This window comes from Arthrobacter sp. 01N444 (genome assembly GCF_056399305.1).
On the sequence record NZ_JBFTRB010000016.1, the window covers coordinates 57,868 to 72,870 of the forward strand.

General features: G+C 59.8%; 8 protein-coding genes and 1 pseudogene. 5 read left to right on the forward strand and 4 right to left on the reverse strand.

From position 1 onward, the window contains the following. Positions 1 to 39 precede the first annotated feature (39 nt). Positions 40 to 1,710 (reverse strand): helix-turn-helix transcriptional regulator, encoded by a 1,671-nt coding sequence (locus AC1DKN_RS16440; RefSeq protein WP_476871903.1) that lies wholly within the window; start codon positions 1,708 to 1,710, stop codon positions 40 to 42. Between the two features lie 427 nt (positions 1,711 to 2,137). Here AC1DKN_RS16440 and AC1DKN_RS16445 point away from each other — a divergent pair, with 427 nt between their 5' ends. The 4 genes from AC1DKN_RS16445 (at position 2,138) to AC1DKN_RS16460 (ending at position 6,687) form a co-directional block, all read left to right on the forward strand. Further along, positions 2,138 to 3,439, forward strand: coding sequence for a hypothetical protein (locus AC1DKN_RS16445; RefSeq protein WP_476871904.1), 1,302 nt, complete (start codon positions 2,138 to 2,140; stop codon positions 3,437 to 3,439). 459 nt (positions 3,440 to 3,898) lie between these two features. After that, entirely contained in the window at positions 3,899 to 5,068 is a 1,170-nt protein-coding gene (locus AC1DKN_RS16450) for a hypothetical protein (protein WP_476871905.1), read from the forward strand. 11 nt (positions 5,069 to 5,079) lie between these two features. Beyond that, complete coding sequence (locus tag AC1DKN_RS16455; protein ID WP_476871906.1) at positions 5,080 to 6,111, forward strand: hypothetical protein; 1,032 nt, start codon at positions 5,080 to 5,082, stop codon at positions 6,109 to 6,111. Between the two features lie 402 nt (positions 6,112 to 6,513). Beyond that, positions 6,514 to 6,687, forward strand: a complete 174-nt coding sequence (locus tag AC1DKN_RS16460; protein WP_476871934.1) for a hypothetical protein — start codon at positions 6,514 to 6,516, stop codon at positions 6,685 to 6,687. Between the two features lie 246 nt (positions 6,688 to 6,933). Here AC1DKN_RS16460 and AC1DKN_RS16465 read toward each other — a convergent pair. Continuing rightward, a pseudogene (locus AC1DKN_RS16465) lies at positions 6,934 to 7,107 on the reverse strand (alpha-amylase family glycosyl hydrolase); the annotation flags it as partial. A gap of 79 nt (positions 7,108 to 7,186) precedes the next feature. Further along, on the reverse strand, positions 7,187 to 7,456 hold the full coding sequence (locus AC1DKN_RS16470; protein ID WP_476871907.1) for an ABC transporter permease subunit: 270 nt from the start codon (positions 7,454 to 7,456) through the stop codon (positions 7,187 to 7,189). A gap of 165 nt (positions 7,457 to 7,621) precedes the next feature. On the opposite strand from AC1DKN_RS16470, the gene AC1DKN_RS16475 reads away from it, so the two are divergent. After that, positions 7,622 to 12,952, forward strand: coding sequence for a sacsin N-terminal ATP-binding-like domain-containing protein (locus AC1DKN_RS16475; protein WP_476871908.1), 5,331 nt, complete (start codon positions 7,622 to 7,624; stop codon positions 12,950 to 12,952). Between the two features lie 62 nt (positions 12,953 to 13,014). On the opposite strand, the gene AC1DKN_RS16480 is transcribed toward AC1DKN_RS16475, so the two are convergent. Then, positions 13,015 to 14,694, reverse strand: a complete 1,680-nt coding sequence (locus AC1DKN_RS16480; protein ID WP_476871909.1) for a nuclease-related domain-containing DEAD/DEAH box helicase — start codon at positions 14,692 to 14,694, stop codon at positions 13,015 to 13,017. Positions 14,695 to 15,003 lie beyond the last annotated feature (309 nt).

The following is a 15,003-nucleotide window of genomic DNA, read 5'->3' on the forward strand; positions in this document are numbered from 1 at the left end:
GGCGGGCGGGGAATGGGTAATTTTGTGCAGGGAGGGTGGTCAGGCGAGTCCGTGCCGGTAGGCGTAGGCCGTGACCGCGGCCCGGGACGTCAGGCCCAGCTTGGTGAAGATATTGCTCAGGTGCCGGGCCACCGTTTTTTCGCTAATGAACAGCTCGGCAGCGATGTTCCGGTTGCTCAGTCCGGCGGAGACGAGCTGGACCACCTCGGTTTCGCGGGCGGTGAGCGGCCCGGCGTCGGCGGCGTGATGAGCGTCGTTCCCGGTGGTTGGCGCCAGGGCTATCCGGGCGTCCGGCGCAGCGGGCGCCGATTGCTCAAGCTCCGATAGCGCCGGCGCGGCGCCCAGCTCGGAGAATACTGCCCGGGCTGCCTCACGCTCCAGCTGGGCGGACTCCTCATCGCCGAGCGCCGTGCACAGCCGGGCCATGAGGGCGCGGCAGCGGGCCGCTTCGAACGGTGCATCGAGGCTGAGCCAGCGCGACCACGCGCGGCGAACCAGGACCAAGGCAGCCGCGGGGTCGCCTTCGTGGAACAGGACGGAGGCCTCCGACTGCTCGGCGAGGGCGTGCAGCATTGGCCTGTCGATCGAGGCGCACAGCGAGGCCAGCTCCTCCAAGGCGGTCCGTGCTGCCAGAGCGTCGCCTGCTGCCAGTTCGATCTCCACCCGGGCGGCGAGCATCCGGCGCCGGTAGTCGGGGGCGGCACCGTCCATGGCCTGCCGGAGCATGGACTGGGCCTGGTCCGGCCTGCCTTGGGCCAGGCGCAGGAGCGCCAGCCCGGGCTGCGGCGGGAAACCGGTCTCCTGGGCGTGCAAGTAGGAGGCCTCGGCGGCGTCGAAGTCGCCCCGGAGCCGGTGGATTTCGCCCTGTTCGTAAAAGCCGCCGTAGGTGGCCATGTGGTCGCCGTGGAAGGCGAGGTCTTGCGCGGTTTTGGCAGCGTCGATCGCCTCGGTCCAGGCACCGTGCAGCCGGTACAGCTCGGCCCGGTGCATCTGGCACTGGCCGCTGAAGGCCACCACGTTCTCTTGCGAGTCGCACCACCTGTCCAGCGCCCGCGTCCACTCGTGGGCGCGGCGCAGGTCAAAGGCCAGATGGCAGGTTTCGATCATTGCGCAGTAGATGATCCCGGCGGGGATAGGGGAGATTTCCCCGACGGTGACGGCGACCATGGCTTCGTCAAGCAGGGCCAAGCCGCCGTCGAACTCACCCAGCAAGATCTTTGCCTGCCCGAGGCCCAGCGTACCGAGGGCCGCCGAGTCAGCGTCGCCGCGTTCCCGGCCGAGGTCGGCGGCCCGGGTGAAGGCTTCCGCGGCGGTGGCGCCGTTGCCTTGGTAGAGGGCGTCCAGCCCGGCGGGGATGGACAGAAGGCCCTCGCAGGGGCAGAGCTCGGGCAGGTCGTCGACGATCCGGTGGGCGCGGGCGAGCCAGCCGGCGCTGCGGGCCGGTTCGCCCAACAGGATGAGGTTCATCCCGGTCCACGCAGCGCAGCGGACCGCGGCGGGGTAGTCGCCATCGGCGAGGTACTTCATGTGCGCCCGGACCAGGATGTCCACTCCCTCGGGGGCCCGGCCGGTGAGGATGACGGAGGCGGCTAGCTGCTCCAGATCACTGGCTGGCAGTTCGGCATCGTGGTCGGCAGCGGTGTACTGCCCTACGGCGTCCGTCCAGCGCCGTTCGGCATACGCTTCCCGGCCGTGTGCGAGTGTAGACATCGCGTCTCCCCGTTCCCGGCGGCGGGTCTGAGCCTGTGGGCGCTGCCCGGCCCGGCACTCGCGGAACCGGTGGTGGGCGGCGCGGCCCGTCATCTGCTTTTCAGGCTACCGCCGGGGTTAAGGGGCGGCAAGGTGCGAGATCGGGGCGCCAACAGCCCCGGACATTTCACCACGACGGCGGCTCCCGGGTTGCGCTCGCGGGGCGCCTCAGGTGCACATAAGGGAGCCGGGAGTGGTGAGGAGCTCGCCGGTTTCCAGCCGGGTCTTCAGGTGGGAGTCACTTCGTCGAGGGGTTTGAACGCGCCGCGACCTACCAGGCCTGGATCCATGAATACAATCACCATAGATCCAGGGCCGCACTGGCGGATTCTCACCTACGAGCCGCGTTCACACCTCCCGAAGAGGTGCAACCACAGAGGAGTAAGCGATGACCAATATCGAGAGCATCACGCTGGAGGCGGAGCTCGTCGGAGAGGACGCCACGCGTGACATTGCGAAGGCGGTCAGCGCTCGTCACTCGATCGCTCGCAAGTACGTCATGAGGCTCCGCCGGCGGCATCCGGACGCAACGCCCGCTGAGGTGATCCAGATGTTGGAGCGTCACTACGGAACCTCGATCACCACTGCTGGTGCCCTCATCAGCGCCGGCACGATCGCGGCTGATATTGGTATCGCGATGATTCCAGGAGTCGGGGCGGCAGCAGCCGGCATGAAGAGTGCGGGACAACAGGCCGCCAAGAAGACTGGCAAGGAGGCCGTCAAACTTGCCGCAAGGAGCGCTGCGAAACAGGCCGCAAAGAACATGGCCCTGGGTACTGCGAAGAACGGTGCACAGCGAGCCGCTGCTCTCCTTCCCGCAGGCGATGAGCAGTTGCAGTTCGAGATCACCGCAGTTTTCGCGCTCGCTATTGCCGATATTCACGGAATGGACCTCGACAAAGACCAGGCCCTCGCCCTTGTCTACGGACTCTCGAACGAACGCGTGAGCCAGAAGCAAATCGCAACGATGGCGACAGACCTATCGAGCGCGTCGCCTGAAGGCACCGTCGGCGTCGGCAATAGGATCTCTGCTGGCCGCACGGACTGGTCGCACTGGGCGAACACGCTCGCGGACACCCTCCCTGGAGGCGCCGCGCAGAGTTTGGTTAGGACCATGGAGACGGGTCAGCTGGACACCGTGCGCGAAAATTTGAGTGGGAAGCAGCAGGCAACGATTGAATACGGAGTTGGAGCCTTGGCTGGAGGAGTCCAGCGCTTCGTGTTCGGTCGCGAAGTCGTCATCGCAGCCCGGGCAGCGTTCGCCGATGCCCCAGACATGTTCCCCGAACATCTTGCCGTTCCTGTCGAGGCTGACGCAGAGGACGGCGACGCCGAACCCAACCGGGCTCTAGCGGCTCTGGAGGACGCGGCGAAGACGGCGGGAAGCTGGATCGGCGATACTGCTAGCACAGTGGGAGGGGGCGTCGCTACGAGCGCTGTGGCAGTGGGCGCCGGGGTAGCAACCGCAGCCGACACGGTATCGCGCGCGTTCCGGAGCGTGGACATCGACGGGGATGGGATCCCGGATGAGCCCCAGGCCCTCACCGCGGTCAAGGGCGTCGGTGGCGCTATCGCCGGTACGGCGGGCTCGGTCGGAGGGAGCGTCGCAGGGCTGTTCAAACGGAAAAAGCGCGGCGAACAGGCGGTGGGCTGGTCCGAGACCGGCAGCGAGGAACTGGTCGAGAAGTAACCCCAGAGGTTAGTCAGCTGTGGAACGTGGTCGTGGAGTTTCGTCACGGAATAAACTCTGCGGCCAGAGTAAGAAGTGACCGCGATGGAGCTCAATGGTATTGAGCAGAGGCCATAAATCTACCGCCAGCGGACGGCGCTCCTGTAACGAATGGCTACCTCATCGAGAGCATCAAGTTGAGGACGACGCCTACTGGAAGGTGCAGGATAGGGGCGAATGATCGTTCAACCAGAGTGGTGCTGGTGCATTGTAGGATACTAAAGACGGTGGAGTTCCGTCATAGCCTACTATCACACCGGTATGGAACGCTGCGCGCACCTCGTTGGTGGCTGGCCTGAGAACTGGCTCGAATGATTAGCTGTTATGAGAAGCTCTCTTCTGGTCATCAAGAGAAAATGTCAGCAGGAACTTGACCCGATCGAAAGGTTGGAGCCGAGTCCTCATCGAGTAAAGGGAATTATGACTGCGACTGACTGGTTGTTCGACGAACGTACTCAATGCTGGTCTATTCAAACGACCATGGCAATCGGCGAGTATATAAACCTCGTCAATGACGCACATCAGAATCAAGGTTCGCTGGTGGGTCAGCGGACTGTTCTCACCACGACCACTGCAAAGCGAATAAGACAGCGCATGGTGTCGGATATCGAGCAAGGCGCGGTGTTGCCGCCGGTCGTGATCGGCGCCGTAGTCGAACCGCACGTTTTCGAGGACCTACAAGTCGATGCAGATTTCCATATCGCGAGTGTCTTATTGCCCGGGGCTGAGAACCAGTTGTCAATAATCGACGGCATGCAACGTACCGCATCGCTTATCGAGGCTGCTGATGCGAACCAACAGATTAAGAGCCGCAAGCTGCGGGTCGAGTTTTGGATTACTACCAGCGTGCGGGCCATGGTCTACCGGATGCTCGTTCTCAATACCGGTCAGGTTCCGTGGACCATCAGCCGTCAACTCGCTGTCGTTTATGCACCTCTGCTGAAAGAAGTACAGGATCGCGTTCCTGAGCTCGAGAAACTGATTACTCCAGACAGTCCTGGCCGAAGAGTTGCGGCGGCGCAGTATCAGAGCGACGCGATCGTCGAACTCTATATCGCGTTCTCGCTCCGTAAGTCGTCGGTCGATACTCGTGAGCAAGTATCCGATGAGTTCTCACGCTTAGACTTTGTCGACAATGTAGCTGACATGGATTTTCAGGGACAGTTTTACGACGCGCTGTCTCTGCTTGCGCAACTAGATCTTGCTTTCTCCCGATTCGAGTCGGATGAAGAAGGCCGGATGACCCGAGGCCGGCACGTGTTTGATAGCCAGCCTGCGCGGATCGGATTCATTGTCGCTATCGGAGTTGCTGTCTTGGGGCGACCGGGAGCGAACCGGGAACCGGTCCAGCGACAGGAGCGGCTCGCTGAGCTGAAAGCACGTCAATCGAAACTTCTGGTACGCGTCGGGACGATGTCGGCTCCGGAACTCGGGAACTTCCTCCGCCTTGATGTCCTCCGAGAGGTCCTTGATCGTCGTGTAGGCCAAGTCGGTCGGTACGAAAGGGCGGTGTTTAGTGAGGCCTTCAAGGTCTTGATGGACGAGAACTACGAACTCGAAAATCTGGAGCAATGCTGGCGGGCTGAGTGATGTCGAGAACTATGACGCTTGTCCAATCAGCTTTCTTTGATGGATTAGGTGAGTACTGTGATGCCAGAGGGGAACCAATAGCCTCGCCCGGCGTTCGATACATCGAAGGAACTGACGAAACCGATGATGACCTCCAACGACTAATAATTAAGCAACGAGTCCAGTTCGGGCGACGTCGTGGTCTCGTTCATTTAGCGAAAGATGATGAACATTACCTAGCCACAGTTGGATTCGAATTTCCTGAGGAAAACGCCACTGTAGAGCCATTGGAACTGTCGTCGGGGTTCTTTGCGGTCTTGGTCACCGACTTGAAGATCCAACCAACTGCGTCAGCTGTTTCTGTCCGAAATGTCGTCGAGGTCGCTGCCCTGGGCGACTCGGGCTACGAGGGGCACTCGCTCGATGCTTTGGCAGATCTATTCCCTGTGATGAGACTCTTTCGGTCTCGTGAAGTGATCGATGCGGAGTCGGTATCGCAATATCTTCTATCGCAATGTATAGCGGAAAGTGAGGGTGGGGGATCGTGGATTGACTCCGACTTTGCACAAGAACTTCGGGCGATTGGCACTAGTGGGATCCAGCTGCTTCCGTACGATGCGCTAAGTAGGGCAACCTTCGATTTGGACCCGCGCTCGATGTTCATGGCTCTATATCGGTGCTTGGAAGCCACGTATGCCTTCGAATCCTGCAGGCAGTTAGTGAGCTCCCTCGTCATCGACAAATCATGGAGAGAGCTGGCTATAGCCTTGGACAAGGAACTCAGTTGGCGTCCTCGCGAATCCGACAGCCTCGAGACGATTCTCAAGTACGCGTCGGAGGATGACTTGCTCGATATTTGTCGTGCGCTAAAGCACAATTTAGGGGACAGTCCTGCAAGGTCTGCTGGAAAAGCGATCTATACGCTCCGCAATCGGATCGTGCATTTCAACGCGTCAATGGAATCGGTGTCGATCGAGTCCGTTGAATGGAATGCTGTATGTGCCGCGTTGTCACGAATCGTCTTGGCGGTTTTTGGTACGGCCTTTATGGCATCCGAAGCATAGTTGCGCTCTAATGGCCATTCATCAATGAATTCACCTACTGAGCGCCGGCAGTCAATAGTGCGAGCCTCTAAGTAGCGCCGAGCAAACTTTCGCACCGCATCCTTCCAGGGCCCGCGCATTTATTGACGCGCCTGAGCCGCGGCCTCTGGAAGGAGTTCGCGCTAAGGCGAAAGTGTCGTGGAATTCCGCTTCAAGCAACCTCTGGGAATCAGAAGTAGCGAGGCCGGTGCAAAGGCTCGATCTTAGAATTCCCGCCGAAAAGCCCAGTAGCAGAGCTGCGTGCCACTACGCAGAGATATCAAGGGTATTGCGAAGCACTCGATCCGCTTTGGTTCTGTGATTAGTTTCGGCTCGACCCGTGGCTGATAGGCTTCCAATACGATGCATGGTGAAGGGGTTCATATGTCCGAAAAGTCTTTTCTCGACAAGCTCGTAGGTGCATGGCACACCAACCTCGAATCAGAGGATTACGACGAAGATGTGAGCACTGAGCTGCTGTCGACGATCAGAGAGGTCTCGCCCGAGGCCTACCAAAAAATCAAAGACGAATCCGGCTACAACGACCTGATCGGCTGATGGTTCGGACGCTGGTCCGTGGGGCACTATGGAACGGCGACCATGTTGCGCCATCACCTGTGGTCGTTTTCTGCGGCTGATAGCAGTTACAAGTGATAGTGCAAGGGGGTGTGTGTCTGGAACGCGGACCGCTCCGAAACGGACTGGCCTCAGCCTCGCAGTACCCACGCCGCGTTGTTCGGCTGCGGCCAACCGTCTTCGGCCAGCGGCGTGGCGCTGAGCAGGAGGGCTGGAAGGGGTCATCCAGATGCCGTCGACGCCGAGGAATGCGATGTACGGCAGCCGGTTGATGAGCCCGGCGAGGTCGCCCACGCCGTCGCCGTCGCCGTCGGCGAAGGACCGCGGATAGACCTGGTAGATGACGGCGGACTGCCACCACTCAGCGACAGGCGCAAGGGCGGTTTCGTCGAGAGGACTCATTTGCTGGCGCCCGCGGTGAAGCCTTCGACGATCCGGCGCTGGAAGATCAGCACCATGATCACGAGTGGGACGGTGACGATCACGCCGGCGGCCATCTGCTCGTCGAAGGGCGCCTGGAATTCGGTGGCGCCGGTGAACTTGGAGATCGCGACCGTGGCCGTCTGGATATCGGGTCGTTGATCATGGACAGCGCGACGATGAACTCGTTCCAGCTGTGGATGAAGGTCAGGATCGCCGTGGTGAGGACACCCGGCGCGGCGAGTGGCAGCAGGACCCGGCGGAACGCCTGCCACTTGGTGCAGCCGTCGATCATGGCGGCTTCCTCGAGATCGAACTGGAGGGCCTTCATGAACGTGGTGAGGTTCCAGACCGCCAGCGGATCGCGAAGGACAGGCTGGGACGATCATCGCCTGATAAGTGTTGATCCGGTGAAGAGGCGCAGCAGGGGGATATTCGGCCAAGAATCGCCATCGAAATCGGTTCGAGTTTCGTCCGCCCGTTTACAGTTGGTCACATGCTTCAGGCCATTCCTTCCCGCGAACTCGAGTACGGTCCCGAATCCATCGACAGTGATCCTTCCGCGTACATTCGTGCCCGTGCCGAGAAAGTTGTTAAGGGCGTACTTCAAGATGACGTGGGATTCGCGCGCGCGGTCAAGGCAATGGTGGCCCACACAATCAAGGAGTATCGCGGAAGATTTCTCCATGAGCTGATTCAGAATGGCTACGACGCCCATCCTCGAGGCGTTCGCAACGGCAAGGTCGCGATCATTTTTGACGAAACCGAGGGCTCGCACGGAGTCCTCTACGTGGCAAATGGGGGACGACCCGTATCTCGTAGCAACTTTGAGCGCATGGCGACTCTTGGTGAAAGCGACAAGGTAATCGGGGAAGGGATCGGCAACAAAGGAGTTGGGTTCAAGAGCGTTTTTCAAATTTGCGACGTGCCCGAGATCTACAGCGCACGGGACGACAACGATCCGTCGTTCGGTGGGTACTCGTTCCGGCTCGGGACACGCGAAGATCTCTTGGAGTTGCTTGAAGAAGATGAAGCTCTCACGGATCAGGTGGAGAAGAACCTCTCCCTGAGCATGCTCACCATCCCGTTGTTTGATGTTCCTATTCGCTCGCAGGAGTTGCGCGACCAAGGGTACGTGACGGTTCTAAGACTTCCAGTTTCATCGCCCCACGCCGCCAATGAGGTTCAAGACAGGATTGACCGGCTCCGTAACTCGACAGCTCCGGTGATGCTTTTTCTTGACCGACTGAGTTCCATGACGATCCAGTCAAATAGTGAGTCGGAAGTTGAGATACTCAGCCGGCACGAGTCCCCGATGGGTTCCCTTGGTAAACGGGTAGTTCTCAACGACGAGCTCTGTTTCCGCGTAGTCAGCAGCGAGGTTCCGCAGGACCGACTTCACTCTGCTTTGCAGGTGTCCGTCGACGAAGGCGCGCTGGACGCTCGATGGCTTGAATGGGATGCAACTGCGGAAGTCAGCGTCGCAGTTGGCGACGGATGGGAAGTTAGCGCACCGCGAGCATTCACTTATCTTCCGATGGGAGACAACGCGCGGGCACCTCTTTCCGGGCATATCAACGGGCCGTTCGTCACCGATTTCGCTCGGCTCGGACTGGACATTGAGCAGCCCGTGAACCGAATGCTTCTTGAGTCTGCGGCAGAACTTTGCATAAGCTCAGCTAAAGAACTCATGGCCACCGACCCGGACGCGAACTCCGTAGTCGACCTGGTGGCTTGGGCGCGCAGCGATTTCGGATTTGTCGAGGAAGCTTGCGTTCGTCTTTCCGGTCAGTCCTTGCTCGACGCGATTCGTGTTCCCTGCTTGGGGCTCGGGTGGGAGACGCTGTCTACGGTTCATAGGTGGCCCGACGTCTCAGGGGATGTCATTTCTCCGGCTGCGATCGCTGGTGCAACCGAAGCCCGGCTTATCGATCCGATGCGCTTGGGAAAATCAAGATTGCTTCGGCTCGCCGAGACTGTCCAAATACTCGGCTCCAGTCTGGATCCAGCACCCGAGCTGGTCGCCGAGTGGGTCGAATTCTTGGCTGCGGACCTCGCTTCGTCCCAAGCCACCCCCGCAGAGTGGCGAAAGTTCTACGACGATCTGCCCAACCTCTTCGCATCCGGCGAGCCACTATTCGGACGCAAATTGCTTCTATCGGGGAATGGAAGCGTCGTACCATGTGACCGGAGAGTGGGCGACCGCACAGATGGAACGGCACGCCGCCGGAATCGTGCAGTCTTCTTTGCGCCCAAGTCGACCAGTACCGACGACGACGATGCTGTCGATAGCGATCTAGATGTCTCGCCTCCGAGGTCACTGCAGCAACGTTTGGTCTTCATGCATCCGGAACTGGAATGGAACGTGGGCTCTCAGAGGACCCGTGGCCGCGCCTTCCTCCAGGACAATGGACTGGCCCGACAGTTCAGAACTGCCGGACTTCTGCAACACCTCGGTCAGGTCATGTCAGGACCTACGACACCAAGTGTCAAGAAAGATGCTCTTGAATTTGCCTTCCGCCTGTTCGCCAACAACCCAACCAAGCATTCAAAGGAACTTGTAGCGGTTGGACTCGAAGTTCCGACCCTCGAAGGGTCTTGGATCCCCGCCGATCGAGCCAGATTCTCCACGGGATGGCCTGTACTTGGTGCTGACGAACTATCACTGATTGCAGCGCTACCGAGCAGCACGTGTCCTGAACTGTCGCGATTGTCGGGCGTACTGCTGGCTGAACGGCGCAACCTGGACGTGACCGGTACCCAGGCCGAGCGCTGGCGCGACTTCCTTCTCGTGATCGGTGTCACCGCGACCATTCCCGTGATGGAAAGTGCGGAACAACGGTCGTTCAAAGGCAGGAACCTGACAGCAGACTTCCTCGCAGGTGGATCAGTCCCAGACGGTGTGCCTAGCGGAGTTCTCGCACAGTGGCGCTCCGCTCTCTCCGAGACTGGCAACCTAAATCATCCCGACACAGGATTTACCACCACAGATCGGATCTGCTGGTTCATGGGGCAACATGAGCTGTCCGGTCTTCCCCAACGAGAGAGGCTGGCTTACGCACGCCTTGTACTTCGGACGCTTCCATCGGTGAATGTGGGACAGCGTCATTCCACATGGCGACGACAAAGTGCAGGTGGGCAGTCGTCCGTGATTCCGACTCCCTTGACGGCATTCCTTACGTGCGAAGAGTGGATGCCTGTCGCGCGACCAGGTTCAGCTGCGAGGGACTTTGCGGCCCCCGATAATGTTTGGTTCGTCAACCAGGACGACCTAATGGCGGCTTCCTACTCCCCGGTCCTCGATGCTTCGCTAAGGGCGCTGCTCACAGGCATGCCCGGATTCTCAACCGAAAGAAAGAGATTGGGACTACGACTCTGGGGAGACTCGACGGACGCGCCGCAGCTGATTGACCATCTGACTGATCTGCTCGACGTTGGTGACGTCCCAGATACGGCCCTGGAGCACTTCCGGTCGACTATGGCTTTGGCCTGGGCACAGATCGGCGACCCGAGCTACAAATGGAGGCCCTCATTGAATCGGGGGATTACCGTTGATCGGGCTGGTCACTTGACGGTAGCAGGAACCGAGGACCAAGGAGCGGAACCGCTCTTCGTCACAGCCGTTGGGGACAAGTCCACGACGACTCGCCTGATCCGCGAGTTGGCGTGGCCAACTGTAGACGTGGACTCGACGGTGAAAGCCGTGCTCGGCGAGGTCGCAACAGTACTTGACTCAAGCTGGCCAGGAAGCGTTCAGGTCGCCAGTGGTTGGCAGCTTGATGTGCTTACCGACGGATCAGCATGGCAGCCGGCACAGGATTCCCGCCGCTTGGTGGATGAAGTACCATGGCTCCCTTTGCTTGTGGCTTGCACGATGCGGTTTCCGAGGGCGTCTGCACTGCGAGCAGGTAAACAAATACCCAAGACTCTGGATGATCTCTCACGCATTCGGCTAATCAGGTGCGAATCGATCACAATTGCCACCGCGGCCGGACAACAAAGACTCCCCCAGCGTCTGCGGGGAGTCCTTCCCATGCCGGGCGCTGCTCCGACTCTGCTTGCTGAAGGCGTCAGTTTCCCTCCGACATGGCCAAATCTTGAGGTATTGGCCGAAGCTGCGCTCGAGTTGACGGGCCAATCGCGGTTTAGCGCGGAGCTCTCGCTTAACTTGCGGAAGCTCGCCGGCGACGCGGCCGATACTTCCTCGCCCCCCGAGAACTCGGAGATTGCAGATGCTCTCGGTGCTCCGCTGCGAAGCGTCGTCGAAACCCAAGCGATGGTCATCGGTTCGGTTGCCGGAATAGTCGAGCGGCTGAGTCACGTCGCGCCATGCCTCTGGGAAGTCCCGACGGCGTCGAAGATCCGCCCTGACAATCCGGAATTGCTCACCATGGACGGTGTCCGGACCGCAGTGACAGCTGCCTATTCTGGAGACTCAGATGCCGCCGGAAAACTCCTTCAGGCAGCGGACGAATCCGGGACCTCAGACGAGCTGAGACGCAGTCTCGGCATAGGGCTGACGGAGTTCAATGATGTTCTCCGACGCTACTTCCCGGGTACACGAACGATCGACTATGGGGACCAGTTTGCCCATGAGTTCGGCCTGCGTAAGAGCATCCGTCGCAAGGAGCTGATCAACCGAGCCCGGTGCTCGCGAATGCAACAGTTCCGTGACTTCGAGAAGCAGAGCGATTGGCCATCTTTGAGGGACCTCACCTTTCTGACACCAGACCCGGATTGGGGAACGTCGATTGACGAGTTGACGGACGACTTGGCCGATGAACGCATAGATTCATTGATGACCACCGAGTTTGGACAAATGCTGGATCGTCATTGGCTTCCGGATTGGGACCAGATTCGTGAAATCAACGGCAAGCCACTGCAGAATCGACTACAAGCGGTCAGCCGCACGATCAAGGCTTGGTGCGCTCGTGAAGGTGCTACCCCGGATCCTTCTTGGTCTGAGGGTGACGCTACCGATGCCGTTCGGGATCGTCTCGACACCGTGGGGGCCCTCGACTTCGAGGAAGTGGATGACTCCATGCTGCTGCGGTGGCTCGATCGCCTAGGCTTTTGGCCATCTCGCATGGAACGAACGTTCGATATGGTTCAGCTCGGACTTACGGCCGGGGACGTTGAGGCTCAGGAATCCGCAGTGGCCGCCGAGCGCCGAGCGGCACTTCTGCGGCAGCGGCAGGTGACCCTGCACGGCCACGTTGTCGACATCGACGACACCATGAGCGCCCTTGTCGACGCTGTCCAGAAACTATTGGAGGGGAACCCGAAGAGTCTCCAGACTCCCTACCAAACATCACGACTCCAAGATGCAGGCCCACCACGATCAGGTGGCAATAGGACTTCAATTACGCGGCCCCCGGGAACAGGCGTGCAGCGAATGTCCGACACACAGCGCAACGCAGTTGGTCTCGCCGGCGAGTTGATCGCATACCGGTGGTTGCTGGACAGGGATCCCGGCCATGTGGACGAACTGTGCTGGAAATCAACGAATTCCTCCTTGGCTATAGTGGGCCAAGCCGGCGACGATAGCCTTGGATACGACTTTGAAGTCCCCCGTAAAACCGGCAACGTGATGTACGAAGTCAAGGCCACGACAGGCGACGGTGGGATGATCGAGCTGGGCGAAACAGAAGTTCGATGCGCACAAGAGTACGCGCGAACAGATCGTTGGAGACTTCTTGTAGTCGAGGAAGCCCTTTCCACGTCGCCAAGGATCCTAATGTTGCCCAATCCGTTCCGGGCAGACAGTCGTTCTATGTTTAGGTTTGTCGGCAATAGCGTGAGACTCCGCTTCAATTTGGAGCCTTGAACTTCCGGCCAACGCTCTCGGACCATCAGGGCTGCAACTGGGGGTCAGGCAAGTGGCCAGGCTCAAAGATTTACCGCAGCTGCCGGCTTCCAAACCTGGGCGCGAGCCAATGCTGACTTCAGCTCCCGTCCGCCGGCCTCTTCTAGCAACGAAGCGTCCCCAACCACAACAAGCAGGCTCCGGGCCCGGGACAGACCAACGTACAGTTGTTCCGCGGCTCGGTTGAGGTCTTTGAAGCCGTTGACGCACAAGACCACCACAGATCGTTCCAGGCCCTTGAACCCCAGGACATGGCCGTAGAACTCGCCGTCGTTGGCGTGGAACTCGCGCCAGTATTCGGCGGTGGCACCGCGGTCAAAGTAATCCTGGTGGACGGGATGCCGGTCCTTCGTGGTCAGCATCGCGATCTGGTTGTTCGACCATCCCTCATCGATCAGTGCATCGATGCAATCTCCCGCCACGTCGAGGGCGTCCTCGGTGGCGCATGGAACCCGCCGAACAGGCAGACCGGTGCTGCCTCGGGGAGTGAAGTGATCCCCCGCAAAGGACTTGAAAGTTTCAGCAATCTTCCTCGTGTTACGGAGATTTTCATCGATGTGGATCGTCACGAGATCCTCCAGCAGGCTTGCGCCGTCCGTCGATGGCTTGCTCCAACGCCGGTAGACGTCCTGATGGTCGTCCAGGAAGGCGTATACCTCGGCATCATCCGTCGTGGTGGCGAGCAAAGCCTCCCACCACAGCGGGGCGAAGTCTTGGGCCTCATCCACAATGACTGCGTCCAGTCGCTGCTGAGGCTGGAGATTGACCGCGAGATCCTTGAGGATCTGTGGCAATTCCTCCTCGAAATAGGCGGCCCCCTTGCCGTCTGGCACCCCGAGACGCCGGGCATACTCGTGGAACTCCCCGGTGAAGGCAGGCTGGGCCTGACGCCAGTGCGAAACTCTGTCCTGCAAGTACTGGCTCAGGCCTTTGTTGTAGCTAAAAAGACCGACGCGTTTGCCCTGTTTGCACAGGAGGCGGGCTTTTTCTACAGCCAGCCACGTCTTACCGCTTCCCGCACCGCCAGTGAATCTAACCCGGGGAAGTGACCGGGTAGCCTTCAGCAACACCGATTGCCGCTCGGTGAGATGATCCTGGACGTCTTCTAGTTCTTTGAGGTCCTGCGGCGTGGCGTCATTATCTCCCAAGGTTCCGTTGAGGACACGGACGATGCGTTCCATGAAAGCCGGAGCCAACGACGAAGCGCCCCCGCCTTCCTGCTCGATGGCGGTCCGGACCAGCTCGGCCGCGGACGCTGTGTCCTTCTTGTCTAGGACCAGAGTCCGCGGGCAGCCCGCCATCTCCCAAACCCGGGGAACTTCGGTGTAAGGGAAGCTGACCATGTAGGCGAAGCGGCTCGTAAGCGGTGTCCCGAGCTGACCGCCGATCCAGTTCCTGAAGGCGTGCAGCGATCCCTGAGACTGAGCAACGGGACTCTGAATTTTGTGCGCCCCGGATCTGTCGGATTGATGCCATTGCCCGTTTTGGACACTGAGGAGTCCACCCTTTACCTCAATGGCAGCCATCCCGACACCGGGCCAAAGGACCAGAATGTCGATCTCGTGTTCTGCGCGCCCGTCTCGCACTTGGACTGAGTGAGCGAGCACGACCTCGTCGGGGAGGCTTTTCTTCAGCGCATCCCAAACGACTTTCTCCGCCAACTGGCCGTCGCTGAACTCAGGTTCCTTTGGAATGCATCTCATTGCTGCCCCCTGCAATTCTGATATGAATCAGTGAAATCAATCTCGCCCAGCCTAGGGTGCAGTGGCAATATTTCTTAGCAAATTCAGGAAAAACTTGTTCTGGCTCTCCACAAGTAGTGCGCCGCCGCTGTTCAGCCAATGCCAGATTCTTCGCGTCTGCGGTGTCGGCCACTGCCTAGCCAAACCGGGCGTCGCTGTCCCTGGAATCCTGTCCGAGCAGGAGGACACAGGTCATCGGAACCGTCCTGAGGGCCGGAATTGATGATTCGTGGACCCAGTTTCGAGGCGCAAATGCGAAAGCTGATTCGT